Origin of the sequence: Kitasatospora sp. NPDC056783, from assembly GCF_042789895.1 — a bacterium.
Taxonomy (GTDB): domain Bacteria; phylum Actinomycetota; class Actinomycetes; order Streptomycetales; family Streptomycetaceae; genus Kitasatospora.
This window is the reverse complement of record NZ_JBHUAF010000099.1, coordinates 1-24,626: the sequence shown is the minus strand read 5'-3', so window position 1 is coordinate 24,626 and position 24,626 is coordinate 1. Positions and strand designations below refer to the sequence as shown.

Annotated in this window: 22 protein-coding genes; 8 read left to right on the top strand and 14 right to left on the bottom strand. The window is 75.2% G+C overall.

The genetic code is table 11. The features are described from left to right. Together ACFRMQ_RS16980 and ACFRMQ_RS16975 are read left to right on the top strand one after the other, a co-directional pair. Nucleotides 1-1,644, top strand: a complete 1,644-nt coding sequence (locus ACFRMQ_RS16980) for a DNA-3-methyladenine glycosylase 2 family protein (RefSeq protein ID WP_380731246.1) — start codon at nt 1-3, stop codon at nt 1,642-1,644. Then, nucleotides 1,641-2,150, top strand: coding sequence for a methylated-DNA--[protein]-cysteine S-methyltransferase (locus ACFRMQ_RS16975; protein ID WP_380731245.1), 510 nt, complete (start codon nt 1,641-1,643; stop codon nt 2,148-2,150). The genes ACFRMQ_RS16980 and ACFRMQ_RS16975 overlap by 4 nt, the downstream gene beginning before the upstream one ends. A 51-nt stretch (nt 2,151-2,201) precedes the next feature. Here the strand turns inward: ACFRMQ_RS16975 and ACFRMQ_RS16970 are convergent, their stop codons facing one another. Both ACFRMQ_RS16970 and ACFRMQ_RS16965 read right to left on the bottom strand, forming a co-directional pair. Next, the gene (locus ACFRMQ_RS16970; RefSeq protein ID WP_380731244.1) at nt 2,202-2,711 is read right to left on the bottom strand and encodes a GNAT family N-acetyltransferase; all 510 of its coding nucleotides are present in this window, start codon (nt 2,709-2,711) and stop codon (nt 2,202-2,204) included. 42 nt (nt 2,712-2,753) lie between these two features. Further along, nucleotides 2,754-3,314 carry a MarR family winged helix-turn-helix transcriptional regulator gene (locus ACFRMQ_RS16965; RefSeq protein WP_380731243.1) on the bottom strand — a complete coding sequence of 187 codons (561 nt, stop codon included), beginning with the start codon at nt 3,312-3,314 and terminating at the stop codon, nt 2,754-2,756. A 249-nt stretch (nt 3,315-3,563) separates the two neighbouring features. On the opposite strand from ACFRMQ_RS16965, the gene ACFRMQ_RS16960 reads away from it, so the two are divergent. Next, entirely contained in the window at nt 3,564-5,093 is a 1,530-nt protein-coding gene (locus ACFRMQ_RS16960) for an MFS transporter (RefSeq protein ID WP_380731242.1), read from the top strand. A gap of 135 nt (nt 5,094-5,228) precedes the next feature. Here the strand turns inward: ACFRMQ_RS16960 and pth are convergent, their stop codons facing one another. The 4 genes from pth to ACFRMQ_RS16940 form a co-directional block, all read right to left on the bottom strand. Then, the gene (gene pth / locus ACFRMQ_RS16955) at nt 5,229-5,819 is read right to left on the bottom strand and encodes an aminoacyl-tRNA hydrolase (RefSeq protein ID WP_380731241.1); all 591 of its coding nucleotides are present in this window, start codon (nt 5,817-5,819) and stop codon (nt 5,229-5,231) included. 136 nt (nt 5,820-5,955) lie between these two features. After that, nucleotides 5,956-6,678 carry a DUF305 domain-containing protein gene (locus tag ACFRMQ_RS16950; RefSeq protein WP_380731240.1) on the bottom strand — a complete coding sequence of 241 codons (723 nt, stop codon included), beginning with the start codon at nt 6,676-6,678 and terminating at the stop codon, nt 5,956-5,958. Then, the gene (locus ACFRMQ_RS16945) at nt 6,675-7,340 is read right to left on the bottom strand and encodes a DUF3105 domain-containing protein (RefSeq protein ID WP_380731239.1); all 666 of its coding nucleotides are present in this window, start codon (nt 7,338-7,340) and stop codon (nt 6,675-6,677) included. The genes ACFRMQ_RS16950 and ACFRMQ_RS16945 overlap by 4 nt, the downstream gene beginning before the upstream one ends. A 101-nt stretch (nt 7,341-7,441) precedes the next feature. After that, nucleotides 7,442-7,981 (bottom strand): hypothetical protein, encoded by a 540-nt coding sequence (locus tag ACFRMQ_RS16940; protein ID WP_380731238.1) that lies wholly within the window; start codon nt 7,979-7,981, stop codon nt 7,442-7,444. 318 nt (nt 7,982-8,299) lie between these two features. On the opposite strand from ACFRMQ_RS16940, the gene ACFRMQ_RS16935 reads away from it, so the two are divergent. Then, a complete protein-coding gene (locus tag ACFRMQ_RS16935; RefSeq protein ID WP_380731237.1) occupies nt 8,300-9,835 on the top strand; it encodes a hypothetical protein in 1,536 nt (511 codons plus the stop codon). Between the two features lie 127 nt (nt 9,836-9,962). Here the strand turns inward: ACFRMQ_RS16935 and ACFRMQ_RS16930 are convergent, their stop codons facing one another. The 4 genes from ACFRMQ_RS16930 to ACFRMQ_RS16915 form a co-directional block, all read right to left on the bottom strand. Then, complete coding sequence (locus ACFRMQ_RS16930; RefSeq protein WP_380731236.1) at nt 9,963-10,562, bottom strand: TetR/AcrR family transcriptional regulator; 600 nt, start codon at nt 10,560-10,562, stop codon at nt 9,963-9,965. A gap of 86 nt (nt 10,563-10,648) precedes the next feature. Then, a complete protein-coding gene (locus ACFRMQ_RS16925) occupies nt 10,649-11,695 on the bottom strand; it encodes an agmatine/peptidylarginine deiminase (RefSeq protein WP_380731235.1) in 1,047 nt (348 codons plus the stop codon). A gap of 52 nt (nt 11,696-11,747) precedes the next feature. After that, entirely contained in the window at nt 11,748-13,463 is a 1,716-nt protein-coding gene (locus ACFRMQ_RS16920) for an urease subunit alpha (protein ID WP_380731234.1), read from the bottom strand. Then, nucleotides 13,460-14,170, bottom strand: coding sequence for an urease subunit gamma (locus ACFRMQ_RS16915; RefSeq protein WP_380731233.1), 711 nt, complete (start codon nt 14,168-14,170; stop codon nt 13,460-13,462). The genes ACFRMQ_RS16920 and ACFRMQ_RS16915 overlap by 4 nt, the downstream gene beginning before the upstream one ends. A 537-nt stretch (nt 14,171-14,707) precedes the next feature. Between ACFRMQ_RS16915 and ACFRMQ_RS16910 the strand changes: the two genes are divergently transcribed. Further along, entirely contained in the window at nt 14,708-15,220 is a 513-nt protein-coding gene (locus ACFRMQ_RS16910) for an ATP-binding protein (RefSeq protein WP_380731232.1), read from the top strand. 356 nt (nt 15,221-15,576) lie between these two features. Then, nucleotides 15,577-18,018 (top strand): SpoIIE family protein phosphatase, encoded by a 2,442-nt coding sequence (locus ACFRMQ_RS16905; RefSeq protein WP_380731231.1) that lies wholly within the window; start codon nt 15,577-15,579, stop codon nt 18,016-18,018. A 129-nt stretch (nt 18,019-18,147) separates the two neighbouring features. Here ACFRMQ_RS16905 and ACFRMQ_RS16900 read toward each other — a convergent pair whose 3' ends face one another. The 4 genes from ACFRMQ_RS16900 to ACFRMQ_RS16885 all read right to left on the bottom strand — a co-directional run bounded on the left by ACFRMQ_RS16900 (nt 18,148) and on the right by ACFRMQ_RS16885 (nt 21,873). Further along, on the bottom strand, nt 18,148-19,038 hold the full coding sequence (locus ACFRMQ_RS16900) for a (2Fe-2S)-binding protein (RefSeq protein WP_380731230.1): 891 nt from the start codon (nt 19,036-19,038) through the stop codon (nt 18,148-18,150). Between the two features lie 155 nt (nt 19,039-19,193). Next, nucleotides 19,194-20,036: a hypothetical protein gene (locus tag ACFRMQ_RS16895; RefSeq protein WP_380731229.1), complete on the bottom strand. Its 843-nt coding sequence runs from the start codon at nt 20,034-20,036 to the stop codon at nt 19,194-19,196. A 228-nt stretch (nt 20,037-20,264) separates the two neighbouring features. Further along, on the bottom strand, nt 20,265-21,113 hold the full coding sequence (locus ACFRMQ_RS16890; protein ID WP_380731228.1) for a hypothetical protein: 849 nt from the start codon (nt 21,111-21,113) through the stop codon (nt 20,265-20,267). A gap of 178 nt (nt 21,114-21,291) precedes the next feature. Continuing rightward, a complete protein-coding gene (locus ACFRMQ_RS16885) occupies nt 21,292-21,873 on the bottom strand; it encodes an NTP transferase domain-containing protein (RefSeq protein WP_380731247.1) in 582 nt (193 codons plus the stop codon). Nucleotides 21,874-22,215: 342 nt separating this feature from the next. Here ACFRMQ_RS16885 and ACFRMQ_RS16880 point away from each other — a divergent pair, with 342 nt between their 5' ends. Together ACFRMQ_RS16880 and ACFRMQ_RS16875 are read left to right on the top strand one after the other, a co-directional pair. Further along, the gene (locus ACFRMQ_RS16880) at nt 22,216-22,971 is read left to right on the top strand and encodes an HNH endonuclease family protein (protein WP_380731227.1); all 756 of its coding nucleotides are present in this window, start codon (nt 22,216-22,218) and stop codon (nt 22,969-22,971) included. An 82-nt stretch (nt 22,972-23,053) separates the two neighbouring features. After that, nucleotides 23,054-24,625 carry an alpha/beta hydrolase gene (locus ACFRMQ_RS16875; protein ID WP_380731226.1) on the top strand — a complete coding sequence of 524 codons (1,572 nt, stop codon included), beginning with the start codon at nt 23,054-23,056 and terminating at the stop codon, nt 24,623-24,625. Nucleotide 24,626 lies beyond the last annotated feature (1 nt).

The window sequence follows — 24,626 nt, the reverse complement described above, 5'->3', positions numbered from 1 at the left end:
ATGTCCGATTTCCGCCAGTCACCCCCCGCCCGGTGCCGCAGACTGGACAACGTGATCGACGACGACATCCGGTACCGAGCCGTGGACAGCCGAGACGCCCGCTTCGACGGGGTCTTCTTCACGGCGGTCACCTCCACCGGCATCTACTGCCGTCCGAGCTGCCCCGCGGTGACTCCCAAGCGCGTCAACTGCGTCTTCTACCCCAGCGCCGCGGCCGCCCAGGGGGCCGGCTTCCGTGCCTGCCGCCGCTGCCGCCCCGACTCCGTGCCGGGCTCGCCCGAGTGGAACCACCGCGCCGACCTGGTCGGCCGGGCGATGCGGCTGATCGGCGACGGCGTGGTGGACCGGGAGGGCGTCGCCGGCCTGGCCGTTCGCCTCGGCTACAGCTCCCGGCAGCTGCAACGCCAGCTGACCGCCGAGCTGGGCGCCGGCCCGATCGCGCTGGCCCGCGCCCGCCGCGCGCAGACCGCCCGTCTGCTCCTGCAGACCACCGAACTGCCCGTCACCGAGATCGCGTTCGCGGCCGGCTTCGCCTCCGTCCGCCAGTTCAACGACACCGTGCGCGAGGTGTACGACCGCACCCCCAGCGGCCTGCGCACCGAGGTCGCCGCCGGCCGCCGTACGGCGACCCCGGCCGGTGGGCTCACCCTGCGCCTCGCCTACCGCGGCGCCCTCGACAGCGACCACCTGATCGACTTCCTCGCCCTGCGCGCCGTCCCCGGCGTGGAGGAGGTCGTCGCCGGTGCGCGCCCCGGCGTGCGCACCTACCGGCGCACCCTCGCGCTCCCGTACGGCCATGGCATCGCCGAGGTGGACGGCCTGGCGCCGGGCCAGCCGCGCACCCGCGGCTGGCTGGACTGCCGGCTGCTGCTCACGGACCTGCGCGACCTGCCGACCGCCGTCCAGCGTCTGCGCATCCTCTTCGACCTGGACGCCGACCCGGTCGCGGTCGACGACCAGCTCGGCGCCGACCCGCTGCTCGGCCCGCTGGTCCGCGAGCGCCCCGGCTTGCGTTCGCCCGGCCACGTGGACCCGCACGAGCTCGCCGTCCGCGCCGTGCTCGGCCAGCAGATCAGCGTCGGCGCCGCCCGTACCCTGGCGGGGCGGCTCGCCGAGAAGTACGGCGCCCTGCTGCCCGAGCCCAGCGGCGGCCTGCGTCTGCTCTTCCCGACCGCGGCGGCCCTGGCCACCGCCGATCCCGAGGACTTCGCGATGCCCGCCGCCCGCCGCCGCGCGCTCACCGGTCTGTGTGCCGCGCTGGCCGAGGGCGTGGTGCGCCTCGACAGCGGGGTCGACCGGGAGGAGGCCGCCGCCCGGCTGCTGGACCTGCCCGGCATCGGCCCGTGGACGGTCGGCTACCTGCGGATGCGGGCGCTGGCCGACCCCGACGTCTTCCTGCCGAGCGACGTCGGCGTCAAACACGGCCTGCTCCGTCTCGGAGCCCCGGGCGACCCGAAGTCCGCCGCCCGCGCCGCCGAGGCCTGGGCCCCGTGGCGCTCCTACGCCGTCCACCGGTTGTGGGCCGGCCTCGCGAGCGGAGCCCCGGGCGGCCCAGGGGGCGTCACTGCGGCGGGCCCCGCCACCAGCACCGCCAGTACCAGCACCGCCAGTACCAGCACCGGAACGGAGAACGACCGAGCATGAGCGCCATCGTCTACACCACCATGGAGAGCCCCTTCGGACGGCTGCTGCTCAGCGGGGTGCTGCCCGAGGACGGCGGACCGGCCGCGCTGGCGACCGTCACCGCGCCCGGTCAGAAGTACGCGCTGGCCGAGCCCGCCGACGACTGGATCCCCGATCCGGAGGCACTCGCCGAGCCGGTGGCGCAGCTGACCGACTACTTCGCCGGCAAGCGCACCGACTTCGACCTCCCGCTCGCGCCGGAGGGCACCGAATTCCGTCGCAGGATCTGGGCCGCGCTGGACGAGATCCCGTACGGCAAGACCGTCACCTACGGCGAACTCGCCGAGCTGGCCGGGCAGGAGCCGCGCATGGTCCGGGCGGTCGGCGGCGCGGTGGGCGCCAACCCGCTGCTGATCGTGCGGCCCTGCCACCGGGTGCTGGGCGCCGGTGGAGCGCTCACCGGCTTCGCCGCCGGGGTGGACCGCAAGCGCTGGCTGCTGGACCTGGAGGGCGGCACCTTGTTCTGACCGCCCCCGCCGGATGGTCGCCCGTGCCGGATGCCCAACTGTGCCGGATGCTCAACCCCGAAGATCCACCCGCCAGTTGTGGCTGCGCATGATCCGTCCGGGCGGGAACTCGAAGTCCGTCTCGCCGAGCAGTGTGAACCCGGCCTTCGCGCAGACCGCGTTGGAGGCGGGGTTGTCCACCGAGGGGAAGGCGTGCAGGTGGCGGTGGGCGGCCTCGTGGCGGGCTGCCGCGACGGCGGCCCGGGTGGCGGCGACCGCGATGCCTCGGCCCTGGAAGCCGGGGAGCACGTTCCACCCCATCTCGTGGACGGTCCGACCCTCCCAGGTCCGGGTGCCGTAGCCGACGGTGCCGACCGCCTCCTCCTCGGGCAGCAGCACGATCCGGTACATGCGGCCGAGCTCGGACGGGACGAAGTCCAGGTAGCGCCGGTGCCGTACGAGCACCTGCTCCTCGCTCTCCGGCCCGCCGACGTGCTTCTTCATCTCCGGGGTGTTGACGCGGCGCAGCAGCGCGAGGTCGTCGTCCGTCCAGGGCTCGATCCGTACGTCGGCGGTACTCATGCCGGGGACGGTAACTCCGGGAGCGCCACGGTCACCAGCGGTTTACTCGGCCGCCGGGCCCTCTCCGGCGGCGGCCGGTCCCTCGCCGCCGGCGCCCGGTGGGAGGTCGCCGCCGGTGCCCGGCTGGGCCAGGGCGCGGGCGAGCTGCTCCAGCGCGGGCAGGGCGCCGATGACCGCCGAGCGGTCGGCCGGGGCGAGGGTGCCGAGCGCGGCGGCGATCCGGCGCTCGTGGGCGCTCTGCCAGTCGTCCAGCTGTCGCCGTCCCGCCGGGGTGAGGGCGATCCGGGCGGTGCGGCGGTCGCCGGGGTCGGCCTGGCGGTCCACGAACCCGGCTTCGAGCAGCTTCCCGACCAGCCCGCTGACGGTGTTGGGCGCGAGCCGCTGCCGCGCGGCCAGCTCGCCGACCCGCAGCGGTGCGGCGGCCAGCGTCTGGAGGAGCTCGACCTGCGCCATGGGCAGGGACTCCCACGGGTAGTCGGTGCGGATGCTGCTGCGCAGCGCGCGGCGCAGCCGGGTGACGGTGTCGGTCAGCCGCCGGGCCTGCTCGACCGCCGGGTCGGGGCTTCCGTTGGCGGGGTCGGGAACGTGTGGTGACGACGGCATGGCGGACAGCGTATCTCCTGGTACGGGGTGGTTCGGCGGCCGGTTCGGGCCCCGGCGCCGCGCTGTGTCGGGGCTCTGTCGCGGAGGTTCGGGGTCGGCGTTCGGGGCCGGCGTTCGGGGTCCGTCGCAGGTGTCTGTCGCGGGGTTCGTCACGGCGTCCGTCCGGCGCCGTCCGCACCGTGGAACGCATCATGTCGTAGAGCGATCTGCTCGTAGAGAGAACATATCTGTATCCGATATATTCGTGACATGAACGCCACCGCCCTTGCCTCGCGGCTGCTCAGCGAACGGCCCAGGCCTCGCGGCGTCGCCGGCTGGCCCCACGCCCACTGGCTGGCCGTCGGCACGGTCTGCCTCGGCGCCTTCCTCGGCCAGCTCGACGCCAGCGTCATCGCGCTGGTCTTCCCCGCACTCGGCCGGCACTTCGACGCGAGCTTCGCCGCCGTCGAGTGGGTCGCCCTCGCCTACCTGCTGGTCCTGGTCGCCCTGCTGGCGCCCGTCGGCTGGCTGTCCGACCTGGTCGGCCGCAAGACCATGTACATCGGCGGCTTCGCGGTCTTCGGCCTCTCCTCGCTCGGTGCGGGATTCGCCGGCGGCCTCTGGGAGCTGGTCGGCTGCCGGGCGGTCCAGGCGGTCGGCGCCGCGATGATGCAGGCCAACAGCGTCGCCCTGGTCGCGCGCGGTGTCCCGGAGCACGCGATGCGGCGCGCGCTCGGCATCCAGGCCTCCGCCCAGGGCCTCGGCCTGGCGCTCGGGCCGAGCCTCGGCGGACTGCTGGTGGAACACGCCTCGTGGCGCTGGGTGTTCTGGGTCAACGTGCCGATCGCGGTGTTCGGCATCCTGGCCGGCTGGTTCCTGCTGCCCCGCACCCGGACGGCGACCGCCCCGGCCCCTGTTCCGGCCCGCGCCCCGGCCCGCGTCCCCGCGCCCGTTCCCGCAGCTGTCCCGTCGCCCCGGAGGCGCGCCCCGGCCCCGGCCCCGGCTCCGGCCCTGGCCCCGGCCCCGGCCCCGGCTCGTCGGGACGACGCCCGCTTCGACCTGCCCGGCATGCTGCTGCTCACCGGCGCGACCACCGCGCTGCTGCTCGCCCTGTCCACCGCCTCCGGCCTGCCCCTGCCCGGCTGGGCGGTGGCCGCGCTGCTGCTCGCCTCCGCCACCCTGACCCTGGCGCTGGTGCGCCAGGAGCGGCGGGCCGCCCGGCCGATCCTGGCACCCGGACTGGTCAACACCCCGGGCGTGCGCTCGGGTCTGCTGGTCGCCCTGATCGGCTACCTGCTGCTGTTCTGCCCGCTGGTGCTGGGACCGGTGCTGCTCACCGGTGCGGGCATGTCGACGGCCCGCGCGGGCCTGGTGATCACCCTGCTGCCCGCCGCGTTCGCGTTCGCCGCGACGGTCGGCGGCGGACTGCTGCCCCGGGGCTGGTCGGACGTGACCAGGTGCCGCTTCGGCGCGCTGACCGCGGCGGCCGGACTGCTGCTGTTCGCCCTGCTGCCGGCCTCGGGCGTGGCGGCGGCCCCGCTGCTGGTCGCCGGCTACGGGCTGGGTCTGCTGCTGCCCGCCAACAACGCACTGGTGATGCGGGCGATACCGGCGCAGTGTTCGGCGGTCGGCGGCGGCATGGTGAACATGGCGCGCAGTCTCGGTACGGCGCTCGGCATGGCGCTGTCCGTCCTCGGTGTCCACCTGGCGGGCGCCGCGTCCGGTGGGCGGACGGTGTTGTTCGTCCTCGCCGCCGTCGCGGCGGCGGCCGCGCTGCTCACCCGGCCCGTCCGGCGCTGAGGCCGGTTCGGGTCCGAAGCCGTGCGGCGGCGAGGCCCGCGCGGCGCGCGAATTCCTCATCCAACGGCCGTGCCGGCCGCCCGAGTTCGGCCGCACCCGGATCTTCGCGGCCCGCGAACAGCCGCTCGGGCCTCCTCAGCTCCCGGCCGGGGCGTTCAGGGCGTCCTGGGCCCGGTTCAGGCCGCGCCGCACCAGCGTCTCCAGGGCGTCCGCACAGCGGTCCAACTCGCCTGGCATGGTGGCTAGTTCCTCGTCCGAGAACTTCTTCAGCACGAAGTCCCCGACGCTCTGGCCCTTCGGCGGCCGGCCGATGCCGAACCGCAGGCGGACGAAGTCCCGGGTGCCGAGCACCTCGCCCACCGAGCGGACCCCGTTGTGGCCACCGGGCCCGCCGCCGCGCTTGAGCCGGGCGGAGCCGTACGGGAAGTCCAGGTCGTCCTGCACCACCACCAGTCGCTCGACCGGGACGCCGTGGCGACGCAGCAGTCCGGCGACCGGGCGACCGGACAGGTTGATGGACCACCACAGCGGCTTGGCCAGCAGCACCCGGTGGCCGTCGACGCCGATCTCGGCCACCAGGGTGGCGAGGCCGCGCCGGCGGAACCGGGTGCCGTGCCGCTCGGCCAGCCGGTCCACGGCCAGGAAGCCCGCGTTGTGCCTGGTCAGCCGGAACCAGGGGCCGGGGTTGCCCAGTCCGGCGATCAGCCAGGGGGCGTCGGTGGTCATGCGGAGGTTCTCCAGGAAGCAGGAAGCAGGAAAGCGGGGACGGCCGGGGCGCGGCGGGGGCGGTACGGGACCGTCCCCGCCGGCGCCCCGGCCGTCCGGGGAACGTGCGGAACGTGCGGGGCGTGCGGGAGACCGCTCAGGAGGCGGGCACGCCGGGAGCGGCGCCGCGTTCCTTGAGCATGTCGGTCATCAGCTCCAGTTCGGAGGACTGGGCGATCACCATCGACTGCGCGAGCCGCTTCTCCGACTCGTTCTTGGCCATGTCGACGTAGCCCTGGGCCATCTCGACGCCGCCCTTGTGGTGCTCGATCATCAGCTGGAGGTAGAACACCTCGGCGTCCCGCCCGCTGAGCGTGCGCAGCTTCGCGATCTGGGTGTTGGTGGCCATGCCCGGCATCAGCGAACCGTCGTGGGCCTGGTACTCGTGGCCCATCTTCATCCACACCATCGGGGCGGCGGGCGCGTGCTGGGACAGGCCCCACTGGTCCAGCCAGCCCATCATCATCCCGCGCTGGTTGGCCTGGGTGTTGATGATGTCGAAGGCCAGGGTGCGGGTCGGCTCGTCGGAGGTGCGGTCCCGGACGACGAACGACAGGTCCACCGCCTGCTGGTGGTGGGTCGCCATGTCGCGGGCGAACCCGGCCTCGGGCGAGTCGTCCGCCGGGACGGACAGCGTGGACGAGCCGGACGCCGAGCTCCCGCTCGCCACCAGGGCCGGGACCCCGAGCGCCAGTGCCACGGCGGCGGCCAGCGCGGCCGGCCACCACACGCGCCGACGGTGGGCGCCGCCGCCCGCCTCGACGGAGTCCGCCACCGGTTCCGGGGAGGCCCCGTCCGGGCGGCCCGCGTCGGCGGTCACATCTGCCCCATGGTGCAGGAGGCGCCCGGCTCCTGGGTCTGCTTGCCCTGGACGTACTTGGTGAAGAACTCCTCCACCCGCGGGTCGCTCGCGTTGTCCACGGTCAGCTGGGTGCTCCAGGCGTTCAGGGTGATGGTGCCCTGCTCGTCCGGGTACGGGCTCATCATCGAGTACGGGGTCTTCTTGACCTTGTCGGAGAGGAGCTTGATGTCGTCCGGGGTGGCCTTGCTGTTGTACGTCACCCAGACCGCGCCGTGCTCCAGCGAGTGGACGGCGCGCTCGTTCTCCAGCGGCTGGTCGTAGACGTGGGCCATGCAGTCCGCCCAGATCGCGTTGTGGTCGCCGCCGACCGGCGGGGTCATCGGGTAGGTGACCTTCTCCTTGACGTGGGTCCGGCTCAGTTCGCCGAAGGTCTTCACGCCCGGGATGTCCGCGTTGGCGGCGGCTTCCTTGTCCTTCTTCTTCTGGCTCTGGTCCATGACGATCCAGGTGCCGGTGGCGATCGCGCCGATCACCAGCACGCCGGCCGCCACCGAGGCGATGATCTTGTTGCGGCGGTCGCGGCGCTGCTCGGCGGCGCGCAGTTCGGCGATCCGGGCGCGACGGTCGCCGGGCTGCTGCTTGCCGCCGGGCTTGTTGGACTGCTTGGAAGCGGAACCCATGATGGTCGTCCTTGTCCCCGCCGCACCGGTCGGTGGCGGCGGTCAGGTGGAGTGAGCGGAAGGGCGGAACCGTCGGCGGACGTGCCGACGGCGGGCCCCGCTCAGGACCGGTGGACTTGGAGTTCGTGCAGGTCGGGTACCGGGTGAGAGCCGTCCAGCAGGCCGGCGGGCACCACCCGGTGCGGCGCCTCGGGCGCGGCCGGGGTGAGCGGTGACACCGCGGGCTGCGGCTGCGGCGGCGGGTTCGGCAGCTGGGCGTCCTGTGGGCAGTACGGGTGGCTGGAGCAGCCGTTGTTGCGCGGCGGCTGGCCGTCGGCGGTGCAGAGGATCCAGTGCCCCTGCTCCTCGGCCGTCCGGTGGTGCTCCGTGGGCCCCGTGGACTTGGCGACCTTCGCGGCGCGGCCGGGGCGGGAGGTCTGCCCGGTGGCGACCTGGACGCTGACCACGCTGACGACGGTGACGGCGCTCGCCACGGCCTGGGGCGACGTCGGACGGCCGGGGCCGTCCGCGGCCTTCGCCGGGCCCGCGCACGGCAGCAGCGTCAGCAAGGTGACGAGCAGCAACACCAACAGCCCGGCTGCCGGGCGGCCCGCGGACGCGGCCCTCCCCGGTCGGGGCGAGCTGGGGGCCGACGCGGTCATGCGGACATTTAATCAGCCGAACGAGTGATGCGATGCCCCCCATCGGCCCCCATTTTCCGCGGCCGACACACCCGGATGGCCAGGAAACGCCCTGCTCCGGACACATCCGGCAAGCACGGACGGAACGGAAGCGGACGAACGGGTGACGCACCCGCGGAGGGGCCGGCGAAGCGCCTGGTGAGGGTGGTGGCCGGGACTTTCCGGTGGGTGACCGGTTGTCGTCGAAACCCGGACAGGGTCGTCGCAGGTGGAGAACAATGTCGTCCAGCCCGGCCCGCCCGGGGGCGGCGCGACCACGGAACGACCAGGAGCCGCCAGATGAGCAAGCAGGGTGCACCCGCACAGCCGCACCGGCCGGACGACGGCTGGTGGGACGCCGTCTACGACGGTCCGGCGGGCACCCTCCCCGACACCCCGCACGCCGACCCGGGGGACGGCAGCGTGGACGACTGGTTCGACACGGCGGTCGGGGTGATCGGCGGAGCGTCCGGGATCGGACGGCAGCGGACCTCCTCGGAGACCCACCGGTTCCCGGCCCCGGCCTCCGCCGACGGCGCACCGAAGGAGCCGGCGCCGGAGCCGGAGCTGGAGCCGGAGTTGAGGCCCGTACCGGAGCCGGAGTTGAAGCCGGAGCCGGAGCCGGAGCCGGTGTCCCAGCCCGTACCGGAGCCGGAGGCCGTACCGGTCCTGTTGGAGAAGCCCGAACCGGCGCCCGAGCCCGAGCCGGTCGCTGCCGAGGGGCCCGAGGCCGTCAGCGAACCCGAGGCCGTCGGCGAACCCGCGGCACCCGCGGAACCCGAGACCCCCGCCGTCGCCGTCGCCGTCACCCCCGAGCCCGAGCCCGTCCACACCCCGGAACCCGACCCGGAGCCGTCACCCCCGACCGCGGCCGTCACCGACCCCCGGCTGTCCATCCGCGCCCCGCTCGCCGACGGTGGCGCGGCCGTCCCGCACGTCGGCGAACGCCCTCCGACGTACGGGCCCGAGCCGACGGCCGTACCCGAGGCGGACCCGGGTGCCCTGCGCGCGGTCGTCCCCGACACCGTGCTGGAGGGCGCGCAGTACGGGGCGTCCGTGCTGCGCGCCGCCTCCGTCCGGGGTGACTCCGCCCGCTACCGGGGAGAGCCGCGCCGCGACGCCCTGCTGGTCACCCGGTTCGGCGAGGGCGCCGACGGTCTGCTGCTCGCCGTCCTCGGCGGCCTGGACCGTACCGGCGGCGCCGAGGACGGGACGGTCACCCCGGAGGCGGTCGCGGCGGCCACCGGGGAGGCCTGCCACCAGCTCGCCGCCGCGATCGGGCGCAGCCGGGCCGGCCTGGCCGCCGACCTGCGCGACGGCGCCCGCGACCGGCTCCGCTACGGCCTCCAGCGCCTGGCCACCGGCGCGGCCGCCCCGCTGCGGGCCCTGGCGCCCGGGAAGGAGGGGGACGGCACCCCGTCCCCGGCCTCGCTGCACTGCCTGCTGGTCTCGCTGGACCCGGAGGCCGGCTACCGCGCGGCCTTCGGTGTCGGCCCGGGAGGGCTCTACCTGCTGCGTTCCGGCCACTGGATCGACGCCTACGCGGCTCGTCTGCTGCACCACCCGGACGGTCAGCCGCCGGTGTCCGACGCCCCGGTCCCGGGCCCGCGCCCGTTTCGTTTCCGGCTCGTCCCGGCGACCCCGGGCGACATACTCCTGCTCTGCACCCCGGGCCTCGCCCGGCCCGTCGCCGACGAGCCGGCCGTCGCCCACTTCCTCTCCACCCACTGGGCCCATCCCCATCCCCCGGGCACCGTGGACTTCCTCCGCCAGGTCCAGGTCCGTGCCAAGGGCTACGCCGACGACCGCACCGCCGTCGGCGTCTGGACCGAGTGAACCCGCCCGAGTGACCCCACCCGAGTGACCCCGCCCCCGGGAGCGGCCTCCGCCCGACCTGCCGCGCGGGAAGCCGACCCGGTCGACTTCCGGTTCGGCGGCGAGTCCGACTCGTGCGCGAGGTGGCTCAGGTGCGCAGGAGGATGTTCGTGACGGCGGTGGCCTGAGCGAGGGCGGCGGGGCGGTCGGCGTCGGGGAGGCCGATGGCGATGGGGACGGAGAGGCCGTCGAGCAGGGCGCGGATCTGCAGGGCGCGGTCGGCGGCGGGGCCCGGGGTGAAGTGGCCCGTGGCGGTGCCCTCCTCGATGAGGGTGACCAGGTCGGCCTGCCAGGGCGCCTCGATCTCCTGCTGGCCCTGGCGGATCTCGGCGCTCGCGGGGGAGCGGCCCCACACTTCGACCCAGAGGATCCAGCGCGGGTCGCCCGCTCCCTCCGGCAGGTAGAGGCGCAGGTAGGCGTCGAGCCGTCGCCAGGGGTCGAGGGCGTGGTCGGTGAGGGTCTCGCGGCGGCGGGTGCCGAGCTGGTCCTCGCTCCAGCGGAGGGTCTCCAGCAGCAGTTGGTCCTTGCTGCCGAAGTAGTAGAGCAGGTGTCCGGCGCTCATCTGGAGCTGCTTGCCGAGCCCGGCCATGGTGAGTTTGGCGAGTCCGTGTTCGGCGATCGCGGCCCGGGCGGTGGCGAAGACCTCCTCGCGGGGGCGCGCGGGCCGGCGCGGGCGGGGGTCGGCCATCTGCGGATCTCCTCGGTGGGCGGGGCTCGGAAGGCTACCCGGGCGGGCGCGCGGGGCGCCCGCCCGGGTGGGGCCGGTCCCGGCGGTCAGAGCGCCTTGGGCTGCTGCTGGGTGATGCAGTGGACACCGCCCCCGTTGGCGAAGATCTCGCGGGCGTCGACGAGTTCGACGGTGCGGCCCGGGTAGGCCTCGGCGAGGATGCCGGCGGCCTCCTGGTCGCGCGGGTCGTCGAAGGCGCAGAGGACGACCGCGCCGTTGGCCACGTAGTGGTTGATGTAGGAGTAGTCGACCGGTTCGCCGTCCTCGTCCAGCACGACGGTGGGGGCGGGTACCTCGATGACCTCCAGCGGCCGGCCCTGGGCGTCGGTCGAGGCGCGCAGGACGGCGACGAGGTCGCGGCAGACCTTGTGGTCCGGGTGCGAGGGGTCGGGCTGGACGTGGGCGACCACGACGCCGGGGCGGACGAAGGAGGCGACGATGTCGATGTGCCCGCGGGTGCCGAACTCGTCGTAGTCGCGGGTGAGTCCGCGCGGCAGCCAGATCGCCTTGGTGGTGCCGAGGAAGGCGTGCAGCTCGGCCTCGACCTGCTCCTTGGTCCAGTCCGCGTTGCGGCCCTCACCGAGCTGGACGGTCTCGGTGACCAGCACCGTGCCCTCGCCGTCGACGTGGATGCCGCCGCCCTCGTTGATCAGCCGGGAGGCGAATCGCCGAACCTCCGTCAGTTCGCTGATGTGCTCGGCGATGTGCTGGTCCTTGTCCCAGCGCGCCCAGGACTGCGCGCCCCAGCCGTTGAAGATCCAGTCGGCGGCGGCCAGCGAGCCCTTGCCGTCGATCAGGAAGGAGGGGCCGATGTCGCGCATCCACGCGTCGTCGAGCGGCCGCTCGACGATCTCGACCTTCTCGGAGACGTACCGGCGGGCGTCCGCCGTCTCACCGGTGTTGACGATCAGCGTCACCGGCTCGTACCGGACGACGGTGTCGGCGACGGCGGCCCAGGCCTGGCGGGCGGCGTGCAGCTGCTCGGGGCCGTCGAAGGTGGGGTTGGCGGTGGGGAAGGCCATCCAGGTGCGGTCGTGCGGGTGCCACTCGGCGGGCATCCGGTAGCCGAGGGCGGCGGGGGTGGCGGTGGTCATGGCGGAGTCCTAAGCGGGTCGGGGTCCCGGGCGGGCCGGGGTCCCAAGCGGGTCAGAGGAAGTAGAGGCGGCTGAGTGAGACGCTGTCGGCCGGTTCGGAGCGCAGTGGTGAGCCGTCCAGGGAGACCAGCCCGGTCTCGGTGACCTCGACGTGGCCGACGCGGGCGTTGCGCACCATGTCGCGCGGCCCGATGCCGCGGGTGCCCCGCACGCCGACCCGGCGGCGGCGGGTGGGCAGTCCGTCGGCGGGGCGGTCGAGGTAGGAGCCGTCGGCGGCGGCCTGGGCGACGAAGGCCACCGAGATGTCGGCGGCGGTCGCGCCGTGGGCGCCGAACTGCGGTCCCAGGACGAGCGGTTCGCAGCGGTCGGTGGAGGCGTTCGGGTCGCCGACCACGCCGTACGCGGGGAACCCGGACTTGAGGATCAGCTGCGGTTTGGCGCCGAAGTGGTCCGGGCGCCACAGCACGATGTCGGCGAGCTTGCCGACCTCGATCGAGCCGACCTCGTGCGCGAGGCCGTGGGCGATGGCGGGGTTGATGGTGAGCTTGGCGATGTAGCGCAGCACCCGCTCGTTGTCGTCGCTGCTCTCGACGGTGCCGAAGCCGCCGTCGAGCGGGCCGAGTTCGGCCTTCATCTTCCCGGCCATGGCGAAGGTGCGGCGCACCGTCTCGCCGGCCCGGCCCATGCCCTGGGCGTCGGAGGAGGTGATGCCGATGACCCCGAGGTCGTGCAGCACGTCCTCGGCGCCCATCGTGCCGGCCCGGATGCGGTCGCGGGCCATGGCGGCGTCGCCGGGCAGGTCGGTCTTGAGGTCGTGGGCGGAGACGATCATGTCGAAGTGCTCGCCGAGCGCGTCCCGGCCGAACGGCAGTGTCGGGTTGGTCGAGGACCCGATGACGTTGGGCACGCCCGCCATCTTCAGGACGTTCGGGACGTGCCCGCCGCCGCAGCCCTCGATGTGGAAGGCGTGGATGGTCCGGCCTTCGAGGACCTTCAGGGTGTCCTCGACCGACAGGCACTCGTTCAGGCCGTCGGTGTGCAGGGCGACCTGGACGTCGTACTCCTCGGCGACCCGCAGCGCGGTGTCCAGCGCGCGGGTGTGCGCGCCCATGTCCTCGTGCACCTTGAAGCCGGACGCGCCGCCCTCGGCCAGCGCCTCGATCAGCGGGGCCTCGTCGGAGGACGAACCGCGGCCCAGGAAGCCGATGTTGACGGGCCAGGCGTCGAACGCGTTGAAGGCGTGGCGCAGCGCCCAGGGCGAGTTCACGCCGACGCCCCAGACCGGGCCGAACTCCTGGCCGATGATCGTGGTGACGCCGGAGGCGAGCGAGGCCTCCATGATCCGCGGCGAGAGCAGGTGGACGTGGGTGTCGATGGCGCCGGCGGTGGCGATCAGGCCCTCGCCGGAGACGATCGTGGTGCCGGTGCCGACGACCACGTCCACGCCGTCGAGGGTGTCGGGGTTGCCGGCCCGTCCGATCGAGGCGATCCGGCCGCCGATCAGGCCGATCGAGGTCTTGCGGATGCCCAGGACGGCGTCGATCACCAGCACGTTGCTGATCACCACGTCGCAGGTGTCCCGGACGGCGGCGGGCTTGAGGTGCAGGCCGTCGCGGGCGGTCTTGCCGAAGCCGGCCAGGAACTCGTCGCCGGGCGCCTGGGAGTCGGACTCCACGCGGACGATCAGTCCGCTGTCGCCGAGCCGGACGCGGTCCCCGGCGCGCGGGCCGTGCACGGAGATGTAGTCGTGCGGGGTGATCGAAGTCACGAGGGCACCTCGGAGTCGTCGAAGCCGGTCAGGTAGCCGGTGGCGCGGGCCTTCGCGAGGGCGGCCTCCTTCGCGCCGGGCGCGTCCAGGGGGCCGTCCACGAGCCCCGCGAAGCCGATCGCGACCCGCTTGCCGCCGATCGGCACCAGGCCGACCTCGACGGTGGTGCCCGGGTCGAAGCGCACCGAGGAGCCGGCCGGGACGGCCAGGTGGGTGCCGTAGGCGGCGGCCCGGTCGAAGGCCAGGCGCGGGTTGGCCTCGAAGAAGTGGAAGTGCGAGGTGACGGAGATCGGCACCCCGGAGGTGTTGTGGACGGGGAGCAGCAGGGTCTCCTCGACCGGGTCGTAGCCGGTGCCGTCGCCGATCAGCGCGCCGCCGGGGGCCTCGTCGCCGAGCGAGCCGGCGCCCTTGAACGGGTCGTTGACGACGGCGAGGCGGGTGCCGTCGTCGAAGACGGCCTCGACCTGGACGACGGTGACCACGTCGGGCACGCCGGGCAGCACGTCGTCGGCGGTCAGTACGGAGCGGCCGGCCTCGATGGCCTCGGCCAGGCGCCGGCCGTCGCGGGCGGCCTCGCAGACGGTGTCCGCGATCAGGGCGGTGGCCTCGGGGATGTTGAGGCGCACCCCCCGGGCGCGGCGGGCGCGGGCCAGTTCGGCTGCTGTGAAGATCAGCAGCCGGTCCCGCTCGGTGGGGGTCAGTCGCACGGTTCCTCGCTCGCGGTCGCCGGGGAGGGGGTCGGGGCCTCGCGGGCCACCCGGGTCGATGTTTGAACGGCGTTCAAACATCTCGGGCCATTGAACCCGCAGCGGGCCGCCCTGTCCAGCGTTGCCGCTGTGCGCGGGTTCGGCTTGCTGGGCGGGGGACGGGGGTGAGGGGGTGGGGAACTCCGGTGCGTGGCGGAGCGGGGAACCCCCGGCGCGCGGCGGGGCGGGCCCGGGGGCGCGCGGTCGGGAGCGCGGGCGGGCGCATGGTCGGGCGCACGGTCCGTACGGGCGCCGGGTGTGCGCGGGATCGGGTGTCGGCGCCCTCGAATACGGCCTCTGCGCTTCGCAAACCTGTCCGGCGCGGGCAGTTGGATCACGCGGACCACCCCGTGCCCCTTTCACCCCACGTGATCGGACGCACACTGTTGCAAACGCCGTCAACTGGGCATGAGGATGAGTGGTCAGAACCAGGGGGCCACCCGACCGGCGGGGGATCCGGAGGCGGGGGCCCGGATTTCAGGGCGGGGGCATGGGTTGATGGACGGTCAGTCGCGATTCCCGCGGCAGCGGACGAGTTCCGGCGACGCCTACCGGTCCGGGCCGGTCAAGGGGCCGGTCAGTACGGGCACCGCCCGGCCGGGTGCCCCGGCTCCGGGGTGCGCACTGCACCGGCGCCTGCACCTCGCGCTCGACCCGGCGGACCTGGTCGCGGTGGGCGCGGTCCGGCGGCGGCTGCGTTCGGCGCTGAGCCACTGGGGGGTGCCGGAGCTGTCCGACACCGCCGAGCTGCTCTCCTCCGAGCTGGTCACCAACGCGCTGCTGCACACCGGCAAGGGCGCGGTCTTCGACGCGGTGCTCGGCTCGGACCACCGGCTGCGCATCGAGGTGCAGGACGGCACCAGCAGACTGCCCGGTCGCCGGCGCGGCCCGGAGGCCGAGTACGCGACCTCGGGGCGCGGCCTGCTGCTGGTCGAGGCGCTCGCGGACTCCTGGGGCGTGCAGTTGCGCGGCGACGGCAAGGTCACCTGGTTCGAGCTCGTCATGCCCTGAGGCCCGCCCGGCACGTCGGCTCCGTCGCCGTCCGTCCGGGCCCGGCACGCGGCCGGCGTCGCCGCGGCCGCCGCCGTTCGAAGGGCCGTGCGATGGTTCGACGCCGATTGATTCGCTGTCGAAGCAAGCCCTGAACAGAAGGCGGAACGCAAGATTTCCGGCCCGTTGGCATTGCCGCTCGGCCGAACATTGGCCAGGATGGTGGGAATGTGTGTCCACGTGCGGGAAGCAGCGGGGAGACCGAACCTCGACTGGCCACCGTCCGGCGCACCGTCCTATCCAGCACGACCCATCACACCGCCACGCGGCCCGTCCGGACGGTCGGCGCGGTCCGCCACGGCAGCGGCAGGAGCAGCATGCCCACTGATCCCGAGTCGTCGGGGCCGGCGCTTCCGCCCGGCGCGGCGTCCGCCGTCGAGCCGCGCACGGCGCAGCCGCGAACCCTGCCGCCGCGAACCGTGGAGCCCGGGACGGTGGAAGCGAGCGCCGTCGAGACCGGAGGCGCGGCGCCGAGAGCGGTGGAGCCGAGGGTGGCCGAGCAGCCGGGTGCCGTGGAACGGCGCACCTCCGGCCAGCCCGTGACCGGCCCCACCACCGCCGGGACCGGCCGCGCCCGGCCGCCCGCGCAGCCGTCGCGCCGCAGCGCCTCGGCCCGGCCGTCCCCGAGCCTCGCCGCCGCCCGGCTGGCGCCGGTGCTCTCCGGCGGACTGCCGCCCGACACCGCGGACACCATGCCGGACTGGCTGGAGCCCGCGATGGCCGCCAACGGCATCGGCTCCTTCGACTGGGACATCCGCCGCGACGTCCTGGAGGGCGACCAGCGGGCCTGCGCGATCGTCGGACTGGACGCGTTGGAGCGCGGCCGCTTCGACCGCACGGCCGGCTCCTTCCTGGCCCTGCTGCACCCCGAGGACGCGCCCGTGGTGCGCCGCCGGGTCGAGCGCGCGGTGGCCGAGCTGGGCCAGTGCGGCGCCTACTACCGCACGGTCGGGGCGAACGGCATGCGCGCGGTGCGCTTCCGCGGCCGGGTGCTCGCCGACGCGTTCGGCCGGGCCTCCCGGATGGTCGGCTTCGTCTGGGACGCGACCGTCGAGCTGCACAAGCGCGACCACGCCGACCGGATGGCCCTGCTGCGGGCGGAGCGCTCCCGGTTCATCAAGGAGGCGGCGCGCGCCCTCTCCGAGGCCGTCACCGTGCGTGACGTGGCCCGGGTGTTCACCGAGCTGCCGCTGCCCGGACTGCCGCCGGACGGCCTGGTGCTCGCCTCCTTCGAGGCCGGACGCACCCAGATCCTCGGCGCCTCCGGCTACCGCGCCGAGACGCTGGTGGTCCGGGACCGCACCGTGCTGCCGCCCGGCCACCCGGCCGCCGAGTCGCTGCGGCACCGCGCGCCGGTCTTCGTCTCGACCCGCGAGGAACTGCGCGACGGCTACCCCGACGTGTGGGAGGCGACCAGCCGCGGCGGTCGGGGCTCCTGGGCGTACCTGCCGCTGGTGGCCAGCGGCCGGGCGATCGGCGTCTGCGTGGTCAGCTTCGACGACGAGCGCGAGCTGGACACGGACGAGCGCACCCTGCTGTCCACCCTGGGCGGGCTGGTCGCCCAGTCGCTGGCCCGGGCCCGGCTGCACGACGCCGAGCACGAGCTGGCCGCCGGACTCCAGCGGGTGATGCTGCCGCGCACCGTCCCGTCCATCCCCGGCGTGACGACCTCCGTGCGCTACCTCGCGGCCGGCTCCGGCCTACAGATCGGCGGCGACTGGTACGACGTGGTGCCGCTGCCCGGCGGGCACGTCGGCCTGGTGATCGGTGACGTCCAGGGCCACGACGTGCACGCCGCCGGGATCATGGGCCAGCTGCGGATCGCGCTGCGGGCCTACGCGGCCGAGGGCCACCCGCCCGCCGCGGTGATGGCCCGCGCCTCCCGCTTCCTCGCCGACCTGGACACCGACCACTTCGCGACCTGCACCTACGCCGAGGTCAACGTGGACTACGGCGTGGTCTACGCCGTCCGGGCCGGCCACCTCGACCCGGTGGTGCGCCGCGCCGACGGCACCGCCGCCGTGGTGCCGGTCGCCGGCGGGCTGCCGTTGGGCATCGACCCGGACCAGGAGTACCGGGTCACCCGGTTCAGCCTGGACCCGGGCGAGACGGTGCTGCTCTGCACCGACGGCCTGGTCGAAGCACGCGGCATGGACCTGGACGAGGGCATCGCCCGGCTCACCCGGGCGCTCGCACGTCCGCTGCCGGACGCCGCCCGGGCCGCCCGCGACCCGCTGGAGGAGCTGGCCGACCGGATCGCCTCCCAGGCGGCCGACTCCAACGAGCGCGAGGACGACATAGCGCTGCTGCTCCTGCGCTGGGACGGCCCGGCCGGCGGCCTGGCCGCCCAGCAGCTGCGCCGCCGGATCGGCCAGGCCGACCTGGCGCGGGTCGCCGAGGTCCGGGCCGAGCTGCGCGACGCGCTGCGCCGCTGGGGCGTGGCGGAGTTCATCGACACCGCCGAGCTGCTCTCCTCCGAGCTGGTCACCAACGCGATCCGGCACACCGACCGGGACGCCATGTTCACCGCCCGGCTCTACCGGGAGCCGGCCGGGGACGGCGGCCGGGCCCGGCTGCGGGTCGAGGTGGAGGACGAGTCGGACCTCTGGCCGACCCGTCGGACGCCGGGGGAGCAGGCTTCGTCCGGGCGGGGGCTGATGCTGGTGGAGGCGCTGGCGGATTCCTGGGGTGTGGAGCCGCGGGGTTCCGGCAAGCGGATGTGGTTCGAGCTCAGCGGTACGGGGGCGGCGGCGGCCTGAGCCCCCGTCCGGGCCGGTCCCCGGCGGTGTCGCGGGTGTGCCGCGGCGCACCCGGGGACGCCCGCTTCGACAACGGGCGGGCGGATGGGCGTGGGCCGGCGTCGGGCGTGGGCCGGCGACGGGCGTTGGTCAGCGTCGGGCGAGCCGCGGACAGCCGTCGCACATGTCCGCCGGTTCCGCCGTGTAGACGAGGCAGCAGCTCGCCCGGGACCGGTCCGGGCGGGGAGCGTTCTCGCCCGCGGCCGCCGGAGGCGCGAAGCCGGCGCCCGGGGTGAAGGGGGCCGGGCCGGGCCCGCCGTCCGCGCCGGGCGCCAGCAGCGCGGCCAGTTCGGCGCGCGCCCGCTCCCGCTCCCCGAGCAGTCCGCCCGCGAACCAGAGCCCCTCCACCACGGCGTCGGTGGCCATCGCCCACAGCACCCGGGGCCCGCGCCGCGCCTCCGGGCCGAAGGCGGTCAGCACCGGGGCCAGGAAGGTGCCCAGCGCGGACCGCAGTTCGGCACCCAGCGCCGGTTCGTCCGGTGCCGTCCGGGCCGGGCCGGAGCCGGCCGCCGGGTCCTCCGGCAGGCAGACGAACTCCGCGGCGCGGACGGTGAGTTCGACGCCGTCGGAGCGCCGGCGCAGCGAGACGTCGTCGACGCCGAGCAGCGGGACGCGGCGCTCCAGGAACCACGGCAGCGTGAACAGCAGCGAGACCGGCCAGACGAAGCGGTGCAGCCCGAACCCGGCCGCGACGTCCGGGCGCAGCGGCTGCCCGTAGCGGGCGAGGCCCCGCCGGGCGTCGTGGGCGATCAGCTCGCGCACCGCCTCGGGGCGGGTGGCGAGGTCGGCGGCGGACATCCGGCCTCCGCCGTCGCGGGGCGGGGCGCAGCGCACCGTCAGGACGGGGGTGAGCGCGGAGATCCGGTGGTACGAGGGGGCGCCCGGGGTGATGGGGGCGGCGGGTGCGGGGACGGGGGTGCGCGTCCCGGTGGCGCGGGGGGCGCGCGGCGCGGGGCCGGGCCGGGTGCTGCTCGCGGTCATGGGCGGCCCCATCGGGTCGACCGGGGCGCCCATGGTCCGCCCGGCGGTGCCCGGTGGCGTGCCGGGCGCGGCCGGACCGGGGCATGGCGGTGCCCGGGGAACGGCAAGGCTGACCCGGCCGGGGCACTGCTCGCCCCGGCCAGGTTAGCCTCACCTTAGCTGATTGCTCCCCCGGTCTCGCTCGCGATGCGCCCGTCCGGGGGAGGCCCCGGCGCGCGGGCCGCGCCCAGCTGGCGCGCGAGCCAGACCGGCACTCCGCCCAGTGCCGCCACCAGCCGGCTCGCCTCGGCGCGCAGCCGCGCGGCCTCGGCCGGCTCGGACACCTCGGCGAGCGCCGCGAGCGCCGGTGCCACCCCCACCGTGAAGCCGAGTTGCTCGCGCAGCCGCAGCGAGGCGTCGAAGCCCTCCCGGGCGTTGCCGCGGTCCCCTCGGGAGAGCGCCAGCGCGGCCAGGTGGCGCCAGGTGTACGAGCGCAGCAGTTCGTCCCCGCGCTCGCCGGCGCCGTCGTGCGCCCGGCGGTAGGCGATCCAGGCGGCGCCGCGGTCGCGCAGCAGGTTCTCGGCGACCAGTCCGCGCCGGAAGTCCAGCAGCGGGCGGCCCGGGGCGTCCGGCGGCAGCAGGGCCGAGGTGCGGCCGAGCGCGGCCTGTGCCTCGTCCAGCCGGTCCCGTGGGCCGAGCACGCTCGCCACGTACGCGAGGAAGCCGCGGGCGCAGGCGGCGGCCGCGCGCTGCTCGGTTCCGGCGGCCAGCGCCTCCGCCAGGCGCAGCGCCTGTTCCGCCTGGGTCCAGTGGGCGGCGGTGAACAGGCACCGCTCGATGAGGAGTTCGGCCCGTCCGAGGGCGGCTGCCGGGTCGTGTTCGGCGGCCGGTCGCAGCAGGTCGGCGGCCTCCTGCCAGCACCCCCGGGACCGTAGCCGCCACACGGTGTCACCCGGCTCCTCCGGTGCCGCCCGCCCCCGGCCGTCCGGGCCGCTCGGGTCCCATCCGTGCTCCGACAACGCCACCTCCTTGTGTGCGCCATCCGGCAAGGGCACGGACCAACCCCTGGGGCCCCGCCGCCGCGACCCGTGCACATCGCGACGGCGGGGCGAAAGGCCCGCGCTGTGGCGGCAATTCAACACGGGGGTGAGCTTGTGCACCAGATCACGAGCGAAGGTTGTTGATTTCGGAGGAGAAATGATCTAGTGGAGTGATCGCGGCGTGCCCGGGCGGGGCCGCCCGGTGGGTCAGGACGTCCAGCCGGTCTCCATCAGGGCCTCGGCGGCGCCGTTCGCGGGCTGCGGCACACCCGCCAGGTCCAGGCTGAACAGGGCGACCAGCAGTTGTTCGCCGCGCACGGTGGCCTGGTGCGAATAACCCGCGAGGGTGAACATCGCGGCGGCCATCTCCTCGGCGTGCAGGGTCTGGAGCCAGAGGCACTCGACCGACTTCACGTCGGCGGGCTCGGTCCAGGTGTCCACCTGGGCGACCATCCGGCTGCCGAGCAGGGTGACGCCGTCGCGCTCCTGGGCCTCGGTCAGCTCCAGGTCGTCGAAGCCGAGCCACTCCAGGTAGCGGGCGGCGGTGAACACCGCGTCCTGCGAGGTGCGCACCGGGTGCGGGCGGAACGGCGCGCGGTGGCGGAACGGGCGGGCGCGACCGGCCGAGGGCGGTGCGGGCGGGGCCGGGGCCGGCGCGCTCGCCGGGTGGGCCGGGTACGGGCGGGCGGCCTGCGGGCCGGGGGCGGCGAGCGGGGCGGCGGTGCCGGTGCCCAGCCGGGTGGTGCGGTCCACCGGGAGCCGGACGGTGGCGCCGCAGTTGCAGGTGAACTCGGGCTGCGGCCACTGGTCGGAGCGGCCGCAGTGCGGACAGCGCATGCTCAGCCAGGAGTCCTCCCAGGAGCGGAAGCGCACCTGTACCGGCACCCCGCCGCGCAGCAGCGGCACCTTGAGCGAGGCGCCGCACGGGCAGGGGAGGGAGGGCGGTTCGTAGAGGTGCTCGCGGCGGCAGGCCGGGCAGCGGATCGCCCGGGCGCCACCGCCGGGCCCCTGCCGCGTGGGGTCGTGTCCGGTGAAGTCGTCGGGCAGTCCTGCCATCGCGGGCTCCGTCCGTCGGTGTCGGGTGAAGTCGGGCGATTTCCATGCTCCCCGAAATGTCCGGCGCCGGGCGCGGAATGGGGCAATCCTCAGGGTCGGATCAGGGAGACTCGGCCTCGTGGCCGGGATCGGGCTCCTTCCCGAGGGGGATGTCCGGCCGGGGCGGTCGGCCGGACGATCAGCGGGCCGGGCCGGCGGACCAGCGGGCCAGATCGGCGGGGGTGTCGAGGTCGTCCGGGGTGGCGATGTCGGCGCACTCGACCAGGACGAGTTCCGCCGGGTGGGCCGCCAGCAGCGCGCGGGCGCCGGCGTCGCCACGGGCGCCGGCCGCCGCCTCGGCGAAGTGCCGGGCGCCGATCAGCACCGGGTGCCCGCGCCGTCCGTGGTAGGCCGCCGCGGCCAGTTCGGCGCCCGCCCGGTGGGCGGCGAGCAGCCGGGCCACCGCGGCCGGGGTGACGCCCGGAGTGTCCACCAGCAGCACCAGCACCGCCGGGGTGCGCGGGGCCAGCGCGGCCAGGCCGGCCCGCAGCGAGGAGCCCATGCCCCGCGCCCAGTCCGGATTGCCGACCAGCCGGCAGCCCGGCAGGAACGCGGTGGAGCGCACCCGATCGCCCTCCGCGCCCAGCACCACCGTGACCTCCGCGCAGCCGCCGGCCCGGGCCACCGCCGCCGCGTGCTCCACCAGCAGCCGGCCGCCGTACCGGATCAGGGCCTTGGGCCGCCCGCCGAGGCGCCGCCCGCCCCCGGCGGCGAGGACCAGGGCGGCGACCGGTCCGGCGGCCGGTCCGGCGGCGGGTCCGGCGGCGGGCTCTCGATCGGCGGGTGTCAGGGCGGCGGGTGTCAGGGCGGCGGGTGTCAGGGCTGTGGGTGTCGGGGCTGTGGGTGTCGGGGCGGCGCTCTGCATGGGGCCAGCCTGCCCGTTCGGGGCCCCGGCCCGCACGGAGGCGGCCCGGAGGGGGGAGCTGAGCCGGTGTGAGCTTCGACATGCTGCGGGGCCGCACGTGGCGTCGGCTTGACCTTCTCTTGGGGTGGCTGATCTGCTGGTTCGCCGTCACCCCGCCCCTGACCCCGGGAGTTCTCCGTGCCCGCCCGCCGTACCAAGATGTCCGCTGCCACCGTGTTCCTGATATGCGCGCTCGCGCTGGTCGGTTGGCTGATCGGCGGCCGCGACCACAAGCCGGCCGACTCGAAGGCCGACGGCGGCACCGCCGCGCCCGCCGGGGGGAAGGGCACCAGCCCGCTGCTGAACCCGGACGGCACCAAGCCCGGCCTGGCGCCGCTGACCACCCCCGAGGAGCAGAAGGCCGGCCGGGACGTCATCGCCAAGGTCACCACCGCCGCCGTCGGCGCCAAGGACGGCTACGACCGCAACGAGTTCGGCCCGGCCTGGACGGACAACGTCGAGGGCGTCCCGTTCGGCGGCAACAAGTGCGACACCCGCAACGACCTGCTCGCCCGGGACGGCACGGCCGTCGAGCACAAGGACGGCTCGGACTGCACGGTCACCGCGATGACCATCTGGGACCCGTACACCGGTAAGACCGTCCAGTGGACCAAGCAGCAGGCCACCAAGATACAGATCGACCACGTGATGCCGCTCTCCTACGACTGGCAGATGGGCGCCAGCAAGTGGGAGAAGCTCAAGCGCGTCCAGATCGCCAACGACCCGCTCAACCTGATCCCCGCCGACGGCTCGCAGAACGCCTCCAAGGGCGACTCCGGCCCGGCCAACTGGCTGCCCGCCAACACCGAGATCCGCTGCTCCTACGCGGTGCGCTTCGCCCAGGTCTCGCTGAAGTACCAGCTGCCCGTCACCGAGGCCGACAAGAAGGCCATGCTTCAGCAGTGCGGCGGCTGACGAAACGTTAAATCCACGTCGTGAGAGGGCGGAGACGATGCGCGCGGGGGCGGCCGGATGGTATTCGTGGGCGGTGGCCCCGATGATCTCCCGGCTTCCCCGGTCGCCCCTTCCCCCGGCGCTCCGGCCTCCCCGGTTTCCCCGGCTCTCCCGGCGCGCGCTGCCCGCCCTCGCGCTCGTGCTGCTCAGCGGCTGTACCGGCGGCGGAGGTGACCGGACGCCACCGGACGGACGGGCCGCCGCCGACGTCGCCCCGGCCCTGCGCGCGTTCCACGACCAGCGGATCGACTGGCAGCCCTGCCCGGACCAGGACGGCACCGTCCAGTGCGCCGACCTCAAGGTCCCGCTGGACTACGCCGACCCCGGCGGCCCCACCGTCGACGTCGCCCTCGCCCGGGTGCCCGCCGCCGACCGGCGGCGGCGCCTGGGCGCCCTGGTGCTCAACCCCGGCGGCCCCGGCAACTCCGGTACGGCGATGGTCCGGTGGGGCTGGCAGGGGTTCCAGGGCCCGCTGCACGACCGGTACGACCTGGTCGGCTTCGACCCGCGCGGCTCCGGTGACACCACCCCCGTCCACTGCCTGGACGACCGCACCCGCGACGAGTGGAACACCACCGACGACCCCGGCTACGACCACGGCAAGGTCCTCGCCCAGGCCTGCCAGGCCCGGCACGCCGACCTGCTGCCGCACCTCGGCACCCGCGACACCGCCCGCGACCTCGACGTGCTGCGCGGCGCCCTCGGCGAATCCAAGCTCGACTTCCTCGGCTTCTCCTACGGCACCCACCTCGGCGCGCGCTACGCCGAGGAGTTCCCCGGGCACACCGGCCGGCTCGTCCTCGACGGCGCCGTCGACCACGGCGCCGACCCGGGGCGGCTCGGCCTCGAACAGGCCGCCGCCGCCGAGGCGGGCTTCCGGGCCTTCGCCGCCGGCTGCGCCACCGAGGAGCGCGAGGCCTGCCCGCTCGGCGCCGACCCGGCCACCGCCCCGCAGCGCCTCGCCCGCTTCCTCGACGGCCTGCGCGACCACCCGCTGCGCACCGGAGACGGCCGCAGCCTCACCGCGGCCCTCGGCTGGAACGCCATCCTGAACGCGCTCTCCGACGGCCGCCGCTCCTGGCCCCGGCTGCGCGAGGCCATCGAGCCGGCCGTCACCGGGGGCGGGGCCGACGGCCTGCTCGCCCTCGCCGACGAGGCCGACGGCCGCACCGAGGACGGCGGCTACCGGACCGCCGCCGACGCCTTCGCCGCCATCTCCTGCGTGGACGGCCCGCCGGCGCCCCCGGAGCCGGAACTGCGCGCGGACCTCGCCGAACTCGCCACCCGCGCCCCGCTGACCAGCGGACACGCCCCGGTCGGCACTCTGCTCGACCCGGACTGCCGCTCCTGGCCGTTCCGCTCGCCCGAGCCGGCGCGGGTGATCCGGGCGCCGGGCAGCGCGCCGATCCTGGTGATCGGCTCCACCGAGGACCCGGACACCCCGTACGTCTGGGCGCAGCGGCTGGCCGCCGGGCTGGAGCACGGGGTGCTGCTCACCCGGGAGGGCGGCGGGCACACCGCGTACGACAAGAGCGGCTGTGTCCGGGACGCGGTGGCCGGGTTCCTGGTGGACGGCCGGATGCCGGCGGCCGGGACGTCCTGCCCGTCCGACTGAG